The organism is Roseburia sp. CLA-AA-H209 (assembly GCF_020687575.1).
In the GTDB taxonomy this organism is placed as follows: Bacteria; Bacillota; Clostridia; order Lachnospirales; family Lachnospiraceae; genus Roseburia_C; species Roseburia_C amylophila.
On record NZ_JAJEQU010000023.1, the window covers coordinates 1 to 18,557 of the forward strand.

Here is an 18,557-nt window from a genome sequence, read left to right on the forward strand (position 1 = left end):
AATATGTCCAACAGAAGATATGGTTAATAAATATATTGCATTCGTCGACCAAGTCGACAAATCAAAAGTTGCCGTGCTAAAAATATTTTAAAATTAGCATTTTAGTGATATTATATAGTAAATTAGAACAAGTAAATAAAATAATAAATATTTATAGGTCATGGAAAATTATGTTAGGGGGTAATAGTATGGTAACAAACTTTGATTATCTAAAAGCAGAACCTAAATTTTCAAGATTTGCTGATGTCGCTATTTCAGCTGAAAAAATTATTCTTATGGATCCAGAGGCAAGCATAATAAACAGTCGCCGTGCAATGGAATTTGCAATCAAGTGGATGTATTCTGTTGATTCTGAATTAGAGATGCCATATCAGGACAATTTACAAAGTTTGATGAATGCTGAAGAATATAGACAGATTGTTGGACCTGATTTGTGGAAACGGATGGATTATATTCGACGTTGTGGAAATAGTGTGGCTCATAGCAATAGAAAACTTGGAAGAGACGAGGCGATGCTTTGTCTTGAAAATCTTTTTATTTATCTTGATTATATTGCATATTGCTATTCTGATAAATATGAAGAGCATGCATTTAATAAAGCTATTATTGACTCAAGAGTTGAGAAAGCAAAAGAATCGAGAGAGGCTGCTAATGCAACAAGAGAAAAATTAGCAAAAGAACAGGAGAAGGCTGCGCAACAGGAACTGGATTTACAGAAATTAATTGCAGAAAACGCTTCGTTGAAAGAAGAATTGTCCGCTCGGAGACAGGAACAACAGCAGACATATGTTCCAAAGCCATTAGACTTATCTGAGTATAAAACAAGAAAACTTTATATCGATGCGATGCTTATGGATGCAGGCTGGAAGGAAGGTATAGACTGGATAAATGAGGTTGAACTTCCGGGAATGCCAAATAAATCAGAAATTGGTCGTGCAGATTATGTACTTTATGATGATGCTAGTCGTCCACTTGCTATTATAGAGGCAAAGCGAACTTGTGTAGATGTTTCAAAAGGAAGACAGCAGGCAAAATTATATGCAGATATTTTAGAAGAAAAGTATAAGAGAAGACCGGTGATTTTTCTGACAAATGGATTCGAGACGCATATTATTGATGGTCAGTATCCGGAAAGAAAATGTGCAGCAATATATTCAAAACGAGATTTGGAAAAATGGTTTAATTTATTAACCATGCGGACAAGTCTTAAGCATGTGATGGTAGATAAAAAAATTGCGGGACGTTATTATCAGGAAGCGGCAATTAAAGCGGTATGTAATAGTTTTGATGAAAAAAATCGTAGAAAAGCGCTTCTTGTCATGGCAACAGGTTCGGGAAAGACAAGAACGGTAATAGCTTTATGCGATATTTTACTAAAGTCAGGATGGGTAAAAAATATTCTTTTCTTAGCGGATAGAAATTCACTTGTAACACAGGCAAAAAGAAGCTTTGTAAATATGCTTCCGAATTTGTCATGCACAAATTTAGTAGAAGAGAAAGATAATTATAATGCGCATTGCGTTTTCTCAACATATCAGACAATGATGAACTGCATTGATACGGTAAATGATAATATTGGAAAACTTTTTACCTGTGGACATTTTGACCTTGTTATATGTGATGAGGCGCATAGATCAATTTACAATAAATATAAAGATATTTTTGCGTATTTTGATGCTCCATTGGTTGGTCTTACGGCAACACCTAAAGACGAAATTGATAAGAATACATATGGAGTGTTTGAATTGGAAAATGGTGTGCCTACATATGGATATGATTTGGCACAAGCGGTAAAAGATGGTTATCTGGTTGATTATATATCAGTCGAGTCAAAGCTTAAATTCATAGAGCAGGGAATAGTCTATGATGAATTGTCAGAGGAAGACAAGGAAGCCTATGAGGAAACTTTTGAGGACGAATATGGGGATATACCGGAGGCAATTGAATCATCGGCATTGAATACCTGGATATTTAATGAGGATACAATAAAGCAGGTACTGAATATTTTAATGACTGAAGGGATAAAAATTGATTATGGTCAAAGCATTGGAAAGACTATTATTTTTGCAAAGAATCATAAACATGCAGAAAAAATATTAGAAGTATTCAATAAGGAATATCCGCATCTTCCTAATTTCGCAAAAGTAATTGATAATTACATGACTTACGCACAGAGCGCAATTGATGAATTTGCAGACTCTAAAAAAATGCCTCAGATAGCAATTTCAGTGGACATGCTGGATACTGGTATTGATGTACCAGAAGTAGTGAATCTTGTGTTCTTTAAAAAGGTTATGAGTAAAGCAAAATTTTGGCAGATGATTGGGCGTGGCACAAGATTATGTCCGGGACTCATTGATGGAGAAGATAAACAGAAATTCTATATTTTTGATTTTTGTGGAAACTTTGAATTCTTTCGTATGAATAAAGGAAAGGCTTCTGCAAATATGATAGCACTTCAAGGAGCAATTTTTAATCTTAAATTTGAAATATCATATAAACTTCAGAATATTGCATTTCAAAATGAAAGATTAATAGCATATAGAAATACTTTGGTTCAGCAGATGAGTGAAAAAGTGAAAGAATTACCGAGAGATAATTTTGCAGTCCGTCAACATTTAAAATATATTGATTTATATTCAACAGAAGCCAATTATCAGACGATTACATATGAAGATACATTGGTTGTACGTGAGGAGGTTGCGCCACTTATTTTACCGGATGGTGATGAGGTGAATGCAATTCGATTTGATGCACTTATGTATGGAATAGAACTTGCATATTTAGTAGGAAAGAAATATACAAAGGCTCGCAGTGATCTCTATAAAAAAGTAGCAGGAATTGCAAGCGTAGCAAATATTCCGGAAATTCAAGCACAAGCTGACTTTATTAATAAAATTTTAAATACGGATTATGTTGAGCAGGCAGGAATTGCAGAATTTGAAGAAATCCGAGAAAGACTTCGCAATTTGATAAAATATATTCCAAAGAATATTGTGCGTTATGACACAAATTTTGAGGATGATTTACTCTCAATAGAGTGGAAGGATTCTGAGCTGGAGAATGATGAACTGAAAAATTATAAAGCAAAAGCTGAATATTATATTAGACAACATCAAGACAATATTGCTATTGCAAAGCTTAAGACGAACCAGCCATTGACAGCAACTGATATTGAAACATTAGAAGAAATATTATGGCGAGAAGTAGGTACAAAGCAGGATTACGAGAATGAATTTGGCACAAAACCATTAGGCGAATTTGTTCGTGAAATTGTCGGACTTGACATGAATGCGGCAAAGGAAGCATTTTCAGAGTATTTAACAAATACCAGTCTTGATAGTAGACAAATTTATTTTGTAAATCAAATAGTAGAGTATATTGTTCACAATGGAATGCTTAAGGATTTTTCCGTTCTACAGGAATCACCATTTACTGACCAGGGAAGTGTAGTGGAAATATTCACTGACATATCAGTATGGTTGGGAATAAAGAAGGTTATTGATACTATAAATGCAAATGCAGTAGCGTAGAAAGGTGGTTACAGAGGGGATAAAATAATAATATATTAAAAGGGTGGTGAGTTGAAGGATGACAAATGAAGAAAAGGGAATATTAGGGGAAAATATGTTTCAAAAAAGATAAAAGAAGTAATTAGGATCCTTGGAAAAGATATTAAATTGTATGGACCGATATATGTAAAAACAATACAAATGTATTGAAATAGAAATGACTTGACATTATAATGAAGAAAATAGATGGAAGAGAGGTGCTGAACATGGCTAGTACAATTCAGGTTAGAGTAGAAGATGAGTTAAAGAGTAAATCAGATGCGCTATTTAAAGATTTGGGCACAGATACAACAACAGCAATTAGAATGTTTTTAACACAGGCTGTTGCGGCAAATGGATTCCCTTTTGAAATAAAAAGACAGGTAGAATCAAATCCATATGCACCGATGACTGAGAACGAGATGCTTGTAAAATTGAAAAAGTCCAGAGAACAGGGGGTATTCAGGGAAGCAGATTGTGTGATTTCTGATATGAGGTCAAAGTATGGATTATAAGATTGTTTTGATGAAGGATGCGGAGGAGGATCTTGATAGATTCATCACATATCTGTTGCTTGAAAAGAAAAGTGAGCAGGCTGCAAGAAATTTATTAAATGATTTTGAAGCAACAAAAATAAGTCTGTCAAATGTTGCAGGGAACCTGAAACTTTGTGATAATCTCAAACTAAGAAAATTAGGATATCGAAGAATCAATTTTTTATCGCATCGATATTTTATGCTTTATCGTATTGAAAACGATACTGTTTATGTGGACAATATTTTTCATGAATTGCAAGACTATGAAAATAAAATGAATTAAATGTTTGAATACAAAATCCTACCCATTGGGGTCGTCTCTTAATTTTGAACATGAGTTAGGAGATAGCCTGGATGGGTGGGATTTTTCTATGAGGAAAGTTATCTGTAAGAGTGATATATGTTGCAGAGAACATCGGATATGCGATATATCATAAAAACCACAAAAAGAGATGCCAGAACAAGAGTATTGCCAATCACAGAGGAGGTGGCACAGATGTTTCAGGCAATCATTGAGGACAGAAATGCACCGAAAGTAGAGAAATCCATAGACGGATATAGCGGATTCCTGTTTTATGATGATAATGGAATGCCACTTGTGGCAATGCATTGGCAATACCGATTCAATCATATGGTCGGCAGATACAATGATATCTACCGGGTGTAGATGCAAAATATCACGCCACATGTGTGACGACACACCTATTGTTCAAATATGGCAAAATCGGCAATGAATTCAAAGACGTTACAGTACTTCATGGGGCATTCGGATATATCGGTCATAATGAATTGGTACACACATATCGGATTCGATGATGCAGAGGAAGAATTGAAACGAATGGAAGAGTTTAGGAAGGTGCAGGCAGAGGTTGAGCAGAAGAAGGAAAAACCGATGTCACAGAAAATGTTCAAGGCAGTTTAATATGGAAGTGGGATGACGTTCTGGCTTAGGCCGGGGCGTTATTTTGGTGGAAAAAGTTGGTGATTGAAGTTATAATTATAAGTTGGAAAGGATGTGACCTATTTATGGAAGTAAATATGATAATTCTTCCCAAGAATAATAGTGATATCAATTTGGGAATGAAAAAACAGATAAAACAGCTTTTTGAAAATTTGTTTAATAATGTAAATGATTCTTCTTTTGAGATAAATTTAGATAATAATGTGAAAATTGAATATAAGATATCTTCAAAAGAAAAAAATATGGTCTTTCTTAAATTGAGTTGTAATGAGACACCAGCTAGAGCCGCAAAATATCTTGATAGTGTAACTAATAGGCTTATTCAAGGTGAACATAGGAAAACATGGAATATTGTAATTTCATATGATGAGGTATCTCAGTTATACTGCTGTAAGTTAATGCCATTATTTGGTATATTTGAAAGACGAATACGAGAATTAGTTTATATAACAATAATCAAAATATTTGGGGTTGAGTGGTATGATAATTCTTTTAGTAAAAGTTTACAGGATGCAATGAAGGGAAAGGGAAACAAAACGAAAATGGTTGAAAGTGCTTTGAATGAGTTGACTTATGAACAACTTAAAGAGTATTTGTTTACGCCATTTTGTGGAAGAAATATTTCAGAAGTATTGGAACAAGAATTATCTGAGTCAAGCGTAGAAGACTTGTCAAAAGAAGAAATTTTAGATATTGTAAATCAATGCAGAAGCGAATCTTTATGGAATCGTTTCTTTTCGGAGTATAAACAGTTTAGGAATATTAAAGAAAAGATTGATGAGCTACAACCACATAGAAATACGGTAATGCATAATAAGAGAATGACGCAGAATGAATATGAAAAGGTAAGAAAATCACTGAAAAACATTAATAAATTATTAGTGGAAGCAATAAATGTTCTAGAGAAAGATATTTATACAGAAACAAAATTAGTAGATGTAGTATCTGCATTAGGAAATATGCTTGTTAAAGTGTTGGGTGAATCAATTCCAAGATGGATTGAAAAGATGAAACCAGCGTTATCAACCTTGGGAGAATTGGTTATTAAGTCAGCAGTTCCTAAAATTGATGTATCAAGTGTAATTCCTTCTTTGGAGATTGGAAATGCAATGAGTGCTCAGATGGAACAGATTAGAAAACAATATCAGGTTATGGGAAATATTGCAGGACAGGTGAATTTTGCAAAAAGACTTGAAAATGCAGGTAATCAAATGGCTATAGCGGCTGCAAAGCAAAGTGCAATATATAATAATTCTATGTTGTCCCAAATGGGTAATTTATCTCAAATAAGTAAAATAGCTTATACTCCGGCAATGGATGTAGCAAGAGAGTTATCTGAACGAAATCAACGATTTGCAAATTCGCTTGGTATAAACGGAATGTTAGGAGAGACGGTAGATACAGGTAAAGAAGACGATGACAAAGAAAAAGATAAAAATCCTTAGTAGTAAGAAATTCCCTTTTACTACTAACAGCTAGTAACAACTTGCTTAATTCTGCTCTAATTTGCCACAAGCTGTAATTTTAGAGCAAAATCAAGAACATCGCAAAACAGAGCATCCAGAGACAAAACAAGGAGTAAATAAAACCATGATAAAAGTTCTCTTCATTTGTTTAGGCAACATCTGCCGTTCCCCCATGGCAGAATTCATCCTAAAGGACCTCGTCGCCAGACGAGGCCTCACCGACCGATTCGAGGTAGCCTCGGCTGCCACCAGCACCGAAGAAATCTGGAATGGCATTGGGAATCCGATTTATCCGCCGGCGCAGACGGAGCTTAAGAAGCATGGAATCGGGAATACGCCGGAGACTGATTTTCGGGGCAAGCGGGCGAGACAGTTGACAAAATCCGATTATGAGATTTATGATTACCTCATAGGGATGGACGAAAGCAATATCCGTGGAATCGAGCGGATAACCGGGCATCGTGGCGGTAAAATATCCATGCTGCTTTCCTTTGCCGGAGAGCAGGCAGCAATATCTGACCCATGGTATAGCAGCAGGTTCGATAAAACCTATGCGGATGTAACACGCGGATGCGAAGCATTCTTAGAATATCTCATAGAGCAGGGAGAAGTGTAGATGATAGAAATCTTATTTGGCGAAAGTGAAGGCGGAGCCATGAAGCTTGCGAAGAACTATCAGCAGCCGGATTATGAGGATGGACCAACCGCATGGCTTGGGGAAAAGCCGGACAAAGCCACCTTTGAAGACATGTTTGCAGGAGAAGCAGTTGGCGGAACTTCTGCGGAGGTCATTATACTGCCATTTATGTTGGACATTGGCAGCCTGAGGGAACCGCTGGATGGTACATATCGGAAGAAGATAATCTTAGAGCAGTATGGTGTCTATTGGAATGAGGATGAGAAAGAGGAGCGGGAAGAATTAGAGCAGGCAGTGGAAACCTATGGGAAAGAGCTGCAGCGGATGGAGCAGTTTGCAAAGCAGGGAGAATCTTTCCGTATCTGGTACAGCAACAAGCCTTATTCCCTGTGCGGACTCTGCCATGCAGTCAGTGTGCTGCGGAAATATGAATGCGCGATATCCGTGGTACGTCTGCCGGATTTTGTAAGAGAAGAGGAAAATACGACGGTACGTTATTCTTCCTGGGGAGAAGTAGATGCCGGACAGTTTTATCGATTCCTCCCATTGGAAAAGGAACTTTCAGAGCATGAGCAGAAAGTATTTGCATCCAGATGGGACGAACTTAAAGAAGAGGATGCACCTCTTCGGGTTCTGATAAATGGCTGTCTGGTGGGCGTAAAAGATGATTTTTATGATTTCCTGATTCGAAGAGAACTGCCGGAGGGCGAAATCATACAGGCAAGACTTATTGGAAATCTGTTGTTAAAATATCCCCTTGGAATCAGTGACAGTTGGTATATGAACCGCATCAATCATATGATTGAGACCGGAGAGATAGAAGTAGTAAAAGAGGCGGATGAAATTTTCCGCCGGAGCATCAGAAAGGAGCAGTAAGAAATGAACGATATCATAAAAGCAATGGAGACAAGAAGAAGTATCAGAGGTTATAAGGAAGATATGGTGCCGGAAGAGCTGATTGCAGAAGTAGTGGAAGCCGGAACCTATGCGGCTACCGGAATGGGCAGGCAGTCACCGATTATACTTGCAGTTACCAATAAAGAAGTAAGGGACAGACTTTCCAAGGTAAATGCTGAGATTATGGGAACAACCGGCGATCCGTTTTATGGAGCACCGGTGGTACTGGTGGTGTTAGCAGATAAGAGCCGTCCTACCTATCTTTATGATGGAAGCCTCGTTATGGGCAATCTGATGCTGGCAGCACATTCCTTAGGCCTTGGAAGCTGCTGGATTCACCGTGCCAAAGAAACTTTTGAGCGGGAAGAAGGAAAAGCAATCTTAAAGGAACTTGGCATTGAAGGAGATTACGAAGGCATTGGAAACTGTGTCATCGGCTATGCAAAAGAACCGGCAAAAGACGCCGCTCCGAGAAAAACAGATTATGTTCATTATATAAAATAAAATTGGATAATATAAAGGACATAGTGAAAAAATAGCATCAGATTTGTAAAAAATACTTGCAAAACAAAAAAAGCAGTGCTATCATAGTCAACAACTAGGAGATATAGTTGCAAAAGCTGGGAAAGAGACTCTTACTTTTAGAGGCCGACAGGAATACAGCGTCACCGACTGAGAGCGCTGTTTGGAAGAGAAAGCAAAGGGAACACTCTGGAGCCGACTGGCTGAATTACAGTAGGTCAGTACGTAGTGCACGTTACGCACGAAGAGAGGGAAGATGAAGCATTCATTTTCCAATGCGGGTGGTACCGCGGATAAGAAGATTATTCGCCCCGGAATACGAGTCAGTATTCCGGGGTTATTTTTATACTCCGGGCTGACAATCATATCAGAAAAGGAGTAGATAAGATGAGCAACATTTACAGAGACGTAACCTTAAATCAGGTAAGCGAAAACGACATTGGAAAGACACTTCGGGTAGCAGGTTGGGTAGAGAATATCCGTGACCATGGCGGCGTATCCTTTATTGATTTAAGAGATATGTATGCAGTAATGCAGATTGTAATCCGGGATGGAAAACTGTTAGAGGGAATCCGCAAGGAGCAGGCAGTTTCCATAGAAGGTCTGATTGAAAAAAGAGATGAAGAGACCTACAATCCAAAGATTCCGACCGGAACCATTGAATTAGAGGCAAAGAGCGTAGATATTTTAGGAGAGGTTTATACACAGCTTCCATTTGAAGTAATGACCAGTAAGGAAGTCCGTGAGGATGTCCGGTTGAAATACCGTTATCTGGATTTAAGAAACCAGAAAGTAAAAGACAATATTATTTTCCGTTCCAAGGTAATTTCTTTCTTAAGAGAGAAAATGACAGAGATGGGATTCTTAGAGATTCAGACTCCGATTCTTTGTGCATCTTCTCCGGAGGGCGCAAGAGATTACATCGTGCCATCCAGAAAATACAAAGGAAAATTTTATGCATTGCCACAGGCACCACAGCAGTACAAACAGCTTCTGATGGTATCCGGATTTGATAAATATTTCCAGGTTGCACCATGTTTCCGTGATGAGGATGCAAGAGCAGACCGTTCACCGGGAGAGTTCTATCAGCTTGACTTTGAAATGAGCTTTGCAACCCAGGAAGATGTATTTAAGATTGGTGAAGAAGTACTTTCTGCAACCTTTGAGAAATTTGCACCGGAAGGCAGCAAAGTAACGAAAGCACCGTATCCAATCATCAGTTATAAGCAGGCAATGTTAGAGTTCGGAAGTGACAAACCGGACCTTCGGAACCCACTTCGTATCATCGATATGACAGAGTTCTTCCAGGGATGTACCTTTAAGCCATTTATCGGAAAGACCGTAAGAGCCATCCGTGTACATGCAGAGATGTCGAAAGGTTTCCATGAGAAACTTTTGAAATTTGCAACCGGAATCGGTATGGGCGGCTTAGGATATCTGGAAGTATTAGAAGATGGAAGCTACAAGGGACCGATTGATAAATTTATCCCGGATGACATGAAAGAAGAATTCAGAAAGCTGGCAGGCCTTGAAGTAGGAGATACCATTTTCTTCATGGCAGATAAAGAAGAGCGTGCCGCATATTATGCAGGCATGATTCGAAATGAATTAGGCGAGAAGCTGGATTTAATTGAGAAAGATGCATACCGTTTCTGTTATGTCAATGATTTCCCAATGTTCGAGCGTGACCCGGAGACCAAGAAAATCGGATTTACCCATAACCCATTCTCCATGCCACAGGGCGGCTTAGAGGCACTCAATACCATGAATCCGCTGGACATCTTAGCATACCAGTACGATATCGTCTGCAACGGTGTGGAACTTTCCTCCGGTGCAGTCCGTAACCATGATATGCAGATTATGGAGAAAGCTTTTGAAATCGTAGGTTATGATAAAGAAGTGCTGAAAAATAAATTCGGTGCATTATACAATGCATTCCAGTTTGGAGCACCGCCACACGCAGGAATGGCTCCTGGTATTGACCGTATGATTATGTTACTGCGTAACGAGGATAATATCCGTGAAGTCATTGCTTATCCGATGAACGGAAATGCACAGGATTTAATGTGCGGAGCACCAAACGAAGTAACCGAGCAGCAGTTAAGAGAAGTTCATATCAAAGTACGTGATTAAGGAGGAAAAACAATGGCAAATGTGATTTCAGATGAAACCATGGAATACGTTGGAATCCTTGCAAAGCTTGAGCTTTCCGAAGAGGAAAAAGCAGCAGCAAAAAAAGACATGGAAAGCATGTTAGATTATATTGATAAATTAAACGAACTGGATACATCCGGTGTAGAACCGATGTCCCATGTATTTCCGGTGCATAATGTATTCCGGGAAGATGTAGTAACCAATGGTGACGGCGGCGAGGATACCCTTGCCAACGCGCCGGAGCGCAGAGACCGGGCATTTGTTGTACCAAAGACCGTAGATCAGTAAAGGAGGCGGCAGAAGATGAATTTATTATCACTGACAGCAGTAGAGCTTGGAAAGAAAATCAAAGCCCATGAAGTATCAGTAGAAGAAGCTACAAGAGCCGCCTTAGATGCCATTGCAGCAAAAGAAGATGCGGTACACAGTTTTGTTACCGTAGATGAAGAAGGTGCAATGAAGCGTGCGGCAGAAGTGCAGAAGCTCATTGATGACGGCACATTGACAGGACCGCTGGCAGGAGTTCCGGTTGCAATCAAAGATAATATGTGCACAAAAGGAATGCTGACCACCTGTAGTTCTAAAATTTTATATAACTTTATTCCGACTTATACCGCAGAAGCAGTATTAAATCTGGAAAAAGCCGGAGCAGTGATTCTTGGAAAGACCAACATGGATGAGTTTGCCATGGGAAGTACCACAGAGACCTCTGCTTTTGGAGAGACCAAAAATCCATGGAATACCGAGCATGTACCGGGTGGTTCATCCGGTGGAAGCTGTGCTGCAGTAGCAGCAGAAGAATGCTTTTATGCATTGGGTTCTGATACCGGTGGATCCATCCGTCAGCCGAGTGCATTTTGTGGTGTCACAGGAATTAAGCCAACCTATGGAACCGTATCCCGATATGGACTGATTGCCTATGGTTCTTCTTTGGATCAGATAGGACCGGTTGCCAAAGATGTGACAGACTGCGCAACCATTTTAGAGACAATTACTTCCTATGATAAAAAGGATTCTACTTCCATTCAGAGAGAAGAGACCGATTTTACCAGTGCATTAGTCGATGATGTGAAAGGAATGAAAATCGGTATTCCAAGAGATTATTTTGGAGAAGGACTGGATGCAGAAGTAAAGGATGCTATTTTAGCAGCCGCTAAGAAATTAGAAGAAAAAGGTGCTATCGTAGAAGAGTTCGATTTGAGCCTGGTAGAATATGCAATCCCTGCTTACTATGTAATTGCAGATGCAGAAGCAAGCTCCAACCTTGCCCGTTTTGATGGCGTAAAATATGGCTATCGTACGAAAGACTACGAAGGACTTCACAACATGTATAAGAAATCCCGTTCCGAAGGCTTCGGAGCAGAAGTAAAACGTCGTATCATGTTAGGCTCCTTTGTTTTAAGTTCCGGTTATTATGATGCATATTATCTGAAAGCACTGCGTACGAAAGCATTGATTAAGCAGGCATTTGATAAAGCATTTGCAAAATATGATGTTATCTTAGGACCGGCAGCACCGACCACCGCTCCGAAGTTGGGAGAGTCCTTAAGCGACCCGCTGAAAATGTATTTAGGCGATATCTATACCGTATCGGTGAACTTGGCAGGACTTCCGGGAATCAGCCTGCCATGCGGCATCGACAGCAAGGGACTTCCGATTGGCATGCAGTTGATTGGAGACTGCTTCAAGGAGAAGAATATCATCCGTGCCGCTTATGCCTTTGAACAGACAAGACCATATCAGCACAGCCCGTTAGCAGCAGAATAGGAGGAAAGAAGATTATGAGTAAACAGTATGAAACCGTCATCGGACTGGAAGTCCATGTGGAACTGGCAACTAAGACCAAAATCTTCTGTGGCTGTTCTACTGCATTCGGAAGTGCGCCAAATACACACACCTGTCCGGTCTGTACCGGTATGCCGGGCTCTCTTCCGGTTTTAAATAAACAGGTGGTAGAATATGCCATGGCAGTAGGTGTTGCCATGAATTGTGAAATCAACCAGTATTGTAAATTTGACCGGAAGAACTATTTCTACCCGGACAATCCTCAGAACTATCAGATTTCCCAGCTTTATCTTCCAATCTGCCACGATGGCGGCATTGAGATTGAGACTTCAGAAGGAAAGAAAACCATTGGAATCCATGAGATTCATATGGAAGAGGATGCGGGAAAATTAGTCCATGATGACTGGGAAGATGTTTCCCTGGTGGACTATAACCGTTCCGGTGTGCCACTGATTGAGATTGTATCTGAGCCGGATATGCGTTCTGCAGAGGAAGTCATTGCTTATCTTGATAAATTAAGAATGATTGTGCAGTATCTTGGTGCATCCGACTGTAAGATGCAGGAAGGCTCCATGCGTGCAGATGTCAACTTATCTGTCCGTGAAGTAGGAGCAAAAGAATTTGGTACCCGTACCGAGATGAAAAATATCGGTTCCTTTAAAGCAATTGCAAGAGCCATTGAAGCAGAGACAGCAAGACAGATTGATTTGATTGAGTCTGGCGAAAAGGTAGTTCAGGAGACCAGACGCTGGAATGATGACCAGGGATATTCTTATGCCATGCGTTCCAAAGAGGATGCACAGGATTACCGTTATTTCCCGGAACCGGATTTGGTTCCAATCGTCATCAGTGATGAATGGTTACAACGCATAAAAGACAGCCAGCCGGAGCTTCGTGAAGCAAAACGTCAGCGTTATCAGGATGAATTTGGCCTGCCGGAATATGATGCCAACATTTTAACATCTGCAAAGAAAATGGCAGATGTTTTTGAGGCAACAACTGCAATCTGCAATAAGCCAAAGAAAGTATCCAACTGGCTGATGGGTGAGACCATGCGAATCTTAAAGGAGCAGAATAAAGACCCGGAGGATATCGCATTTTCACCGGAGAATCTGGCAAAATTAATCGAGCTTACCGATGCCGGAACCATCAATGGCAATGTGGCAAAAGAAGTATTTGAGCAGATTTTTGCAGAGGATATCGACCCGGATAAATATGTAGAAGAGCATGGATTAAAGACTGTAAATGACGAAGGTGCATTGCGTGATACCATTGCCAAAGTCATCGAAGAGAATCCACAGTCGGTAGAAGATTACCGCAATGGGAAAGAAAAGGCAATTGGCTTCTTAGTAGGTCAGACCATGAAAGCTATGAAGGGTAAAGCAAATCCTGGAATGGTAAATAAAATCTTAAAAGAACTGTTATAAGAGTTGTGATAAAGCTTTGAAAAGAGCATGACAGAATGTGTTTCGAAAGCACATTCAAATTTATAAAAAATCCTGCAGTATGGAAAGTATGTAAGAACAAACTTCCATATTGCAGGATTTTTTGTTTCCCGTTATGGAACCATATCTTTCTTTTGCTTATGTGCCGCCCGGATAAGATAGCATACGGTTCCCACTACAAATCCAAGACTAATCCACTGGGAAGTGGAGAGTGCTAAAAGATGGCCGCGGACGGCATCGTAACGCACATATTCTAACAGGAACCGGAGAATACCATAGACGATGAAATAAACGGCAATGGTATGGGGATAAGATTTCTTTAAATCCAGCACAGCAAGTACAATCGCAAGAATCAGAAGACAGATTGCTTCTACTAACTGAACCGGAAACAGTGTTGTATCCGATGGTGCCAGAGAGCCTTCCGGAAACTGTACAGCAAAAGGACCGTCATATGGAGTACCATAACAGCAGCCGGCAAGAAAACAGCCGATGCGTCCGAAACCGTGAATCCATGGAATCAGATAAATCAGGTGTGTAATATAAGGCTTGCTGTTGATATGATGGAATTTTCCTGCAAAAAGAAAGCAGAGAAGTCCGCCAATGAGTCCACCATAGAATACAAATCCACTTGACATGATATAATTAAAATACCTGGGTTCTAAAAAACGGGACCAGTCAATTTCCCGATAAGAAATGATAAGATACAAAAGCTTGGCGCCTATAAAGGCGCCAAGTAATGTGTATGCTTCTAATATAAGAAAATCATCAAAAATCAACTTATATTTCTTAAGGGGGTAAAGTGCAAATACATTTGCAAGGATTACCCCAAGGGTAATCATAAGTCCGTATGATGGGATATGAAATCCCAGAATGTTAAGATAAATCGACATAGTATCACCCTTTTAAAAAGTCGGTTCTATTATAACAAACCTGCAGATGCAACGCATGCAACACATGCGATGTAAAGCAGTAAGCCTAATACTAATCCGATGATAGAACATACAAGTCCGCCGGTAGCACATTTAGCCTGATTCTTATGTCCGATAGCACCTAAGATAGTTCCTATAAGACCTAAGATTGCTCCAATCCATCCGTAAACACCAATAGTGAATACATCAACAACGATTGCAATAATTCCTAATACTAATGATGCAACGCCCATTTTCAAGTCCTCCTTGGTTTATAAAAATTTAATAAATTACATAAAAGTTTATCATTAATATGGAATAATGTCAAATAACGGTTGCAAATTTCGAAAAATAGTAAAAAACATCAGGTTTTGTCATATATGAAGATTTTATAAAATTATGGCTGCGAAGGTTGAGATTAAAACCGGCTTGAATTATAATAAAAGCAATGTTTTAGAATCTTAAAACAGATTTGAGAGAATAGGAGAATCAGATATGGCAGAGAATAAAGACAAGAGAGAACTTGAAAATATAGATACTGTAGAAGACGCAACGAAAGAGAACACAGATGAGAAGAAGGATGAATACGAAGAAATCTGTTACATCTGCCGCAGACCGGAAAGCGTTGCCGGTCAGATGATAAAGATTCCGAATAATATCTGCATTTGCAAAGACTGTATGCAGAGAACCTTCGACAGCATGAATAACTCAGGATTTCCAATGGGTGATTTTATGCCAAATGGTCAGATGCCCAATATCAGTATGATTAATCTTTCTGATCTGCAGGGCTTTATGCCGCAGAGTCAGAAGATTAAGAAAAAGAAAACCAAAGAAGAGAAAGCAGAAGCTCCGAAATTAGATATTAAGAAGATTCCGGCACCACATAAGATTAAGGCAAGCCTGGATGAATATGTAGTTGGACAGGAATATGCCAAGAAGGTAATGTCTGTGGCAGTTTATAATCACTATAAACGTGTGGCAACCGATACGATGGATGATATTGAAATCGAGAAATCCAATATGTTAATGATTGGACCGACCGGAAGTGGTAAGACTTATCTGGTGAAGACACTGGCAAGACTTCTGGATGTGCCGCTGGCAATTACAGATGCGACTTCCTTAACCGAGGCAGGTTATATCGGAGACGATATCGAAAGTGTTGTCAGCAAATTGCTTGCAGCTGCAGATAATGATGTAGAGCGGGCAGAGCATGGCATTATTTTCATTGATGAGATTGATAAAATCGCCAAGAAGAAGAATACCAACCAGCGTGATGTCAGCGGAGAATCCGTACAGCAGGGAATGTTAAAGCTTCTTGAAGGAGCAGAAGTGGAAGTGCCGGTGGGAGCCAGCAGCAAGAATGCCATGGTTCCGATGGTTACCGTTAACACTAAGAATATCCTTTTTATCTGTGGTGGAGCTTTCCCGGATATTGAAGAGATTATCAAAGAACGTCTTAATAAGCAGGCATCTATTGGTTTCCAGGCAGATTTGAAGGATAAATATGATAATGATGAGAATCTGTTACAGAAAGTAACGGTAGAAGATGTAAAGAAGTTTGGAATGATACCGGAGTTTATCGGAAGACTTCCGATTCTCTTTACCTTGGAATCGCTTACCGTTGATATGCTGGTTCGTATTTTAAAGGAGCCGAAAAATGCTATCATCAGGCAGTATCAGAAGCTTCTGGCATTAGATGAAGTGAATCTTGTATTTGAAGAGGATGCACTGCGTGCAATTGCAGAGAAAGCAAAAGAGAAGAAGGTCGGAGCCAGAGCACTTCGTTCCATTATTGAAGAATTTATGTTAGATATCATGTATGAGATTCCAAAGGACGAAAACATCGGCCAGGTAACGATTACAAGAGATTATATTGAGAAAAAGGGCAGCCCGCTTATCACTATGCGTGGAGTGGCAGCATTACCGGTAAACGAATAAAATAAAAGAAAATAAGTGCCGGAGCTTATATGGAAGATTGTAAAGACGCACCATACTCGGAAGAATATTACGACCTTCTGGTTTCCTATCTGAGACTTGAAAATGAATATCTTCCGGAAGACTGTATCCAGAATATTGATAAAGATTTTAATGTAGTCTATTTGCAGAGTGCAGGCTTGCCGAAGCTGGATATTGACCAGTATACCTATTCGGCAATTCCAAAATGTTTTACCACATTAGACGAAGAGGCATTGCAGGCAGGTGGAATCATAAGGGTACAGAGTCAGCCAAATCTTGCTTTGAGAGGGCAGGGTGTTCTGATTGGATTTGTGGATACCGGAATTGATTATCAGAATGAAGTATTCCGTAATTCCGATGGCAGCAGCCGTATATTAAGAATCTGGGATCAGAGCATTCAAAGCGGAGATACACCAGAGGGATTCCTCTATGGAACGGAATATACAAAAGAACAGATCGATATGGCATTGTTAACAGATGCACCTCTTCGGGTAGTACCTCACCGGGATGAAGAAGGACATGGTACCTTTATGGCAGGTCTTGCGGCAGGAAGCGAAAAACTTTCGGAGAAATTTGCCGGAGTAGCACCCTATGCACAGATTGCCATGGTAAAGCTGAAGCCGGCAAAGGAATATTTAAGGCGTTTTTATTATATTCCGGAAGGTGCAAAGGCTTATCAGGAAAATGATATTATGGCGGGGGTGGCATATCTGACCAGACTGGCGGAACGATATCGCCGCCCTCTGGTGATTTATCTTGGGCTTGGAAGCAATTCCGGGGATCACAGTGGAAACAGTGTGATTTCGTATTATCTTAATTATGTTTCCTTAAAGCGTAATACGGCAGTTGTGGTAGCAGCAGGGAATGAAGCTACTGCCAGACATCATTATTACGGAGAAGTTGCATTCGGGCAGCAGAGTGATGTGGTAGAAGTAAATGTGGAAGATCCAGTGGAGGGTTTCCATATTGAAATGTGGGCAAAGGCTCCGGAGCTTTATTCGGTGCAGATTATATCGCCAACGGGAGAGCGGACGGCAGGTGTCCGGGTGCAGCAGGATGGCAGAGAGGTATACCGTTTTGTATTTGAAAATACACAGGTTACCATTGATTACCGCATTGTTGGCACTGCCACAGGAGATCAGCTTATTTATATCCGGTTTGACCGGCCCACCAGAGGCATCTGGACGATTGAGGTAAATGGCAATTACAGTATAGAAGGAAGATATCACATGTGGCTTCCGATTACCGGACTGATTGCCGGTGATATTTCCTTTATCCGCTCTAATCCGGATACGACGATTACCATGCCGGGAAATGCAGCTGCACCGATGACAGCAGGTGGATACAATGCAGGAAATGGCAGTATTTATCTGAATTCCAGCAGAGGATACACTGCATCAGGACAGGTAAAGCCGGATTTTGCAGCACCGGGTGTCAATGTAATTGGACCGGCACCGGGCAACCGTTTTGAGGCAAGAAGTGGTACCAGCATTGCAGCGGCAATTACTGCAGGAGCTGCAGCACTGTATCTGGAATGGGCAGTAGAGCGTGGTTATAATACTGATATTACAAATGCAGAAATTAAAAATGATTTTATCCGCGGCGCGGTGCGGCTAGAAAGCAGAGTCTATCCGAACCGGGAATGGGGCTATGGAACATTAAATCTCTATCAGACCTTCGAACAATTGCGCCGGACATAAGAGGTTCTTGTTTGCATAGAATAACTGCTTCTGTGGGAT

The 18,557-nt window shown here is 40.0% G+C and carries 15 protein-coding genes and 1 pseudogene; 14 read left to right on the plus strand and 2 right to left on the minus strand.

Annotated elements, in window-relative coordinates; genetic code table 11:
- The first annotated feature begins 188 nt into the window (after positions 1 to 188).
- From LKD41_RS14360 to gatB, 12 genes and pseudogenes are all read left to right on the plus strand, one after another.
- A complete protein-coding gene (locus tag LKD41_RS14360) occupies positions 189 to 3,533 on the plus strand; it encodes a DEAD/DEAH box helicase family protein (protein ID WP_227701553.1) in 3,345 nt (1,114 codons plus the stop codon).
- 245 nt (positions 3,534 to 3,778) lie between these two features.
- Positions 3,779 to 4,066 (plus strand): type II toxin-antitoxin system RelB/DinJ family antitoxin, encoded by a 288-nt coding sequence (locus LKD41_RS14365; protein ID WP_227701554.1) that lies wholly within the window; start codon positions 3,779 to 3,781, stop codon positions 4,064 to 4,066.
- Positions 4,056 to 4,370: a type II toxin-antitoxin system RelE/ParE family toxin gene (locus LKD41_RS14370; RefSeq protein ID WP_227701555.1), complete on the plus strand. Its 315-nt coding sequence runs from the start codon at positions 4,056 to 4,058 to the stop codon at positions 4,368 to 4,370. The genes LKD41_RS14365 and LKD41_RS14370 overlap by 11 nt, the downstream gene beginning before the upstream one ends.
- A 114-nt stretch (positions 4,371 to 4,484) precedes the next feature.
- A pseudogene (locus LKD41_RS16010) lies at positions 4,485 to 5,009 on the plus strand (tyrosine-type recombinase/integrase); the annotation flags it as partial.
- Between the two features lie 104 nt (positions 5,010 to 5,113).
- Positions 5,114 to 6,493, plus strand: a complete 1,380-nt coding sequence (locus tag LKD41_RS14380; protein WP_118638829.1) for a hypothetical protein — start codon at positions 5,114 to 5,116, stop codon at positions 6,491 to 6,493.
- A gap of 145 nt (positions 6,494 to 6,638) precedes the next feature.
- Entirely contained in the window at positions 6,639 to 7,130 is a 492-nt protein-coding gene (locus LKD41_RS14385) for a low molecular weight protein-tyrosine-phosphatase (protein WP_227701556.1), read from the plus strand.
- Positions 7,131 to 8,027 (plus strand): DUF3658 domain-containing protein, encoded by an 897-nt coding sequence (locus tag LKD41_RS14390; RefSeq protein ID WP_227701557.1) that lies wholly within the window; start codon positions 7,131 to 7,133, stop codon positions 8,025 to 8,027.
- A 3-nt stretch (positions 8,028 to 8,030) separates the two neighbouring features.
- Entirely contained in the window at positions 8,031 to 8,552 is a 522-nt protein-coding gene (locus LKD41_RS14395; protein WP_022242657.1) for a nitroreductase, read from the plus strand.
- 405 nt (positions 8,553 to 8,957) lie between these two features.
- Positions 8,958 to 10,703, plus strand: coding sequence for an aspartate--tRNA ligase (aspS, locus tag LKD41_RS14400; protein ID WP_022242658.1), 1,746 nt, complete (start codon positions 8,958 to 8,960; stop codon positions 10,701 to 10,703).
- 12 nt (positions 10,704 to 10,715) lie between these two features.
- Entirely contained in the window at positions 10,716 to 11,012 is a 297-nt protein-coding gene (gene gatC, locus LKD41_RS14405; protein WP_022242659.1) for an Asp-tRNA(Asn)/Glu-tRNA(Gln) amidotransferase subunit GatC, read from the plus strand.
- A gap of 15 nt (positions 11,013 to 11,027) precedes the next feature.
- On the plus strand, positions 11,028 to 12,491 hold the full coding sequence (gene gatA / locus LKD41_RS14410; RefSeq protein ID WP_227701558.1) for an Asp-tRNA(Asn)/Glu-tRNA(Gln) amidotransferase subunit GatA: 1,464 nt from the start codon (positions 11,028 to 11,030) through the stop codon (positions 12,489 to 12,491).
- 14 nt (positions 12,492 to 12,505) lie between these two features.
- Positions 12,506 to 13,936 carry an Asp-tRNA(Asn)/Glu-tRNA(Gln) amidotransferase subunit GatB gene (gene gatB / locus LKD41_RS14415; protein ID WP_227701559.1) on the plus strand — a complete coding sequence of 477 codons (1,431 nt, stop codon included), beginning with the start codon at positions 12,506 to 12,508 and terminating at the stop codon, positions 13,934 to 13,936.
- A gap of 131 nt (positions 13,937 to 14,067) precedes the next feature.
- Here the strand turns inward: gatB and LKD41_RS14420 are convergent, their stop codons facing one another.
- Together LKD41_RS14420 and LKD41_RS14425 are read right to left on the minus strand one after the other, a co-directional pair.
- Positions 14,068 to 14,844 (minus strand): prolipoprotein diacylglyceryl transferase, encoded by a 777-nt coding sequence (locus tag LKD41_RS14420; RefSeq protein WP_022242662.1) that lies wholly within the window; start codon positions 14,842 to 14,844, stop codon positions 14,068 to 14,070.
- Positions 14,845 to 14,873: 29 nt separating this feature from the next.
- Complete coding sequence (locus tag LKD41_RS14425; protein WP_022242663.1) at positions 14,874 to 15,116, minus strand: hypothetical protein; 243 nt, start codon at positions 15,114 to 15,116, stop codon at positions 14,874 to 14,876.
- Positions 15,117 to 15,357: 241 nt separating this feature from the next.
- Here LKD41_RS14425 and clpX point away from each other — a divergent pair, with 241 nt between their 5' ends.
- A complete protein-coding gene (clpX, locus tag LKD41_RS14430) occupies positions 15,358 to 16,800 on the plus strand; it encodes an ATP-dependent Clp protease ATP-binding subunit ClpX (protein ID WP_227701560.1) in 1,443 nt (480 codons plus the stop codon).
- Positions 16,801 to 16,829: 29 nt separating this feature from the next.
- Positions 16,830 to 18,518, plus strand: a complete 1,689-nt coding sequence (locus tag LKD41_RS14435; protein ID WP_227701561.1) for a S8 family peptidase — start codon at positions 16,830 to 16,832, stop codon at positions 18,516 to 18,518.
- Positions 18,519 to 18,557 lie beyond the last annotated feature (39 nt).

What these genes read in the sequence shown, in the direction of transcription:
- gatB (WP_227701559.1), top strand. Translation starts at nt 12,506, where the DNA reads ATGAGTAAACAGTATGAAACCGTCATCGGACTGGAAGTCCATGTGGAA.
- LKD41_RS14435 (WP_227701561.1), top strand. Translation starts at nt 16,830, where the DNA reads ATGGAAGATTGTAAAGACGCACCATACTCGGAAGAATATTACGACCTT.
- LKD41_RS14365 (WP_227701554.1), top strand. Translation starts at nt 3,779, where the DNA reads ATGGCTAGTACAATTCAGGTTAGAGTAGAAGATGAGTTAAAGAGTAAA.
- LKD41_RS14420 (WP_022242662.1), bottom strand. Translation starts at nt 14,844, where the DNA reads ATGTCGATTTATCTTAACATTCTGGGATTTCATATCCCATCATACGGA.
- LKD41_RS14395 (WP_022242657.1), top strand. Translation starts at nt 8,031, where the DNA reads ATGAACGATATCATAAAAGCAATGGAGACAAGAAGAAGTATCAGAGGT.
- LKD41_RS14390 (WP_227701557.1), top strand. Translation starts at nt 7,131, where the DNA reads ATGATAGAAATCTTATTTGGCGAAAGTGAAGGCGGAGCCATGAAGCTT.
- gatA (WP_227701558.1), top strand. Translation starts at nt 11,028, where the DNA reads ATGAATTTATTATCACTGACAGCAGTAGAGCTTGGAAAGAAAATCAAA.
- LKD41_RS14380 (WP_118638829.1), top strand. Translation starts at nt 5,114, where the DNA reads ATGGAAGTAAATATGATAATTCTTCCCAAGAATAATAGTGATATCAAT.
- aspS (WP_022242658.1), top strand. Translation starts at nt 8,958, where the DNA reads ATGAGCAACATTTACAGAGACGTAACCTTAAATCAGGTAAGCGAAAAC.
- gatC (WP_022242659.1), top strand. Translation starts at nt 10,716, where the DNA reads ATGGCAAATGTGATTTCAGATGAAACCATGGAATACGTTGGAATCCTT.
- clpX (WP_227701560.1), top strand. Translation starts at nt 15,358, where the DNA reads ATGGCAGAGAATAAAGACAAGAGAGAACTTGAAAATATAGATACTGTA.
- LKD41_RS14385 (WP_227701556.1), top strand. Translation starts at nt 6,639, where the DNA reads ATGATAAAAGTTCTCTTCATTTGTTTAGGCAACATCTGCCGTTCCCCC.
- LKD41_RS14370 (WP_227701555.1), top strand. Translation starts at nt 4,056, where the DNA reads ATGGATTATAAGATTGTTTTGATGAAGGATGCGGAGGAGGATCTTGAT.
- LKD41_RS14360 (WP_227701553.1), top strand. Translation starts at nt 189, where the DNA reads ATGGTAACAAACTTTGATTATCTAAAAGCAGAACCTAAATTTTCAAGA.
- LKD41_RS14425 (WP_022242663.1), bottom strand. Translation starts at nt 15,116, where the DNA reads ATGGGCGTTGCATCATTAGTATTAGGAATTATTGCAATCGTTGTTGAT.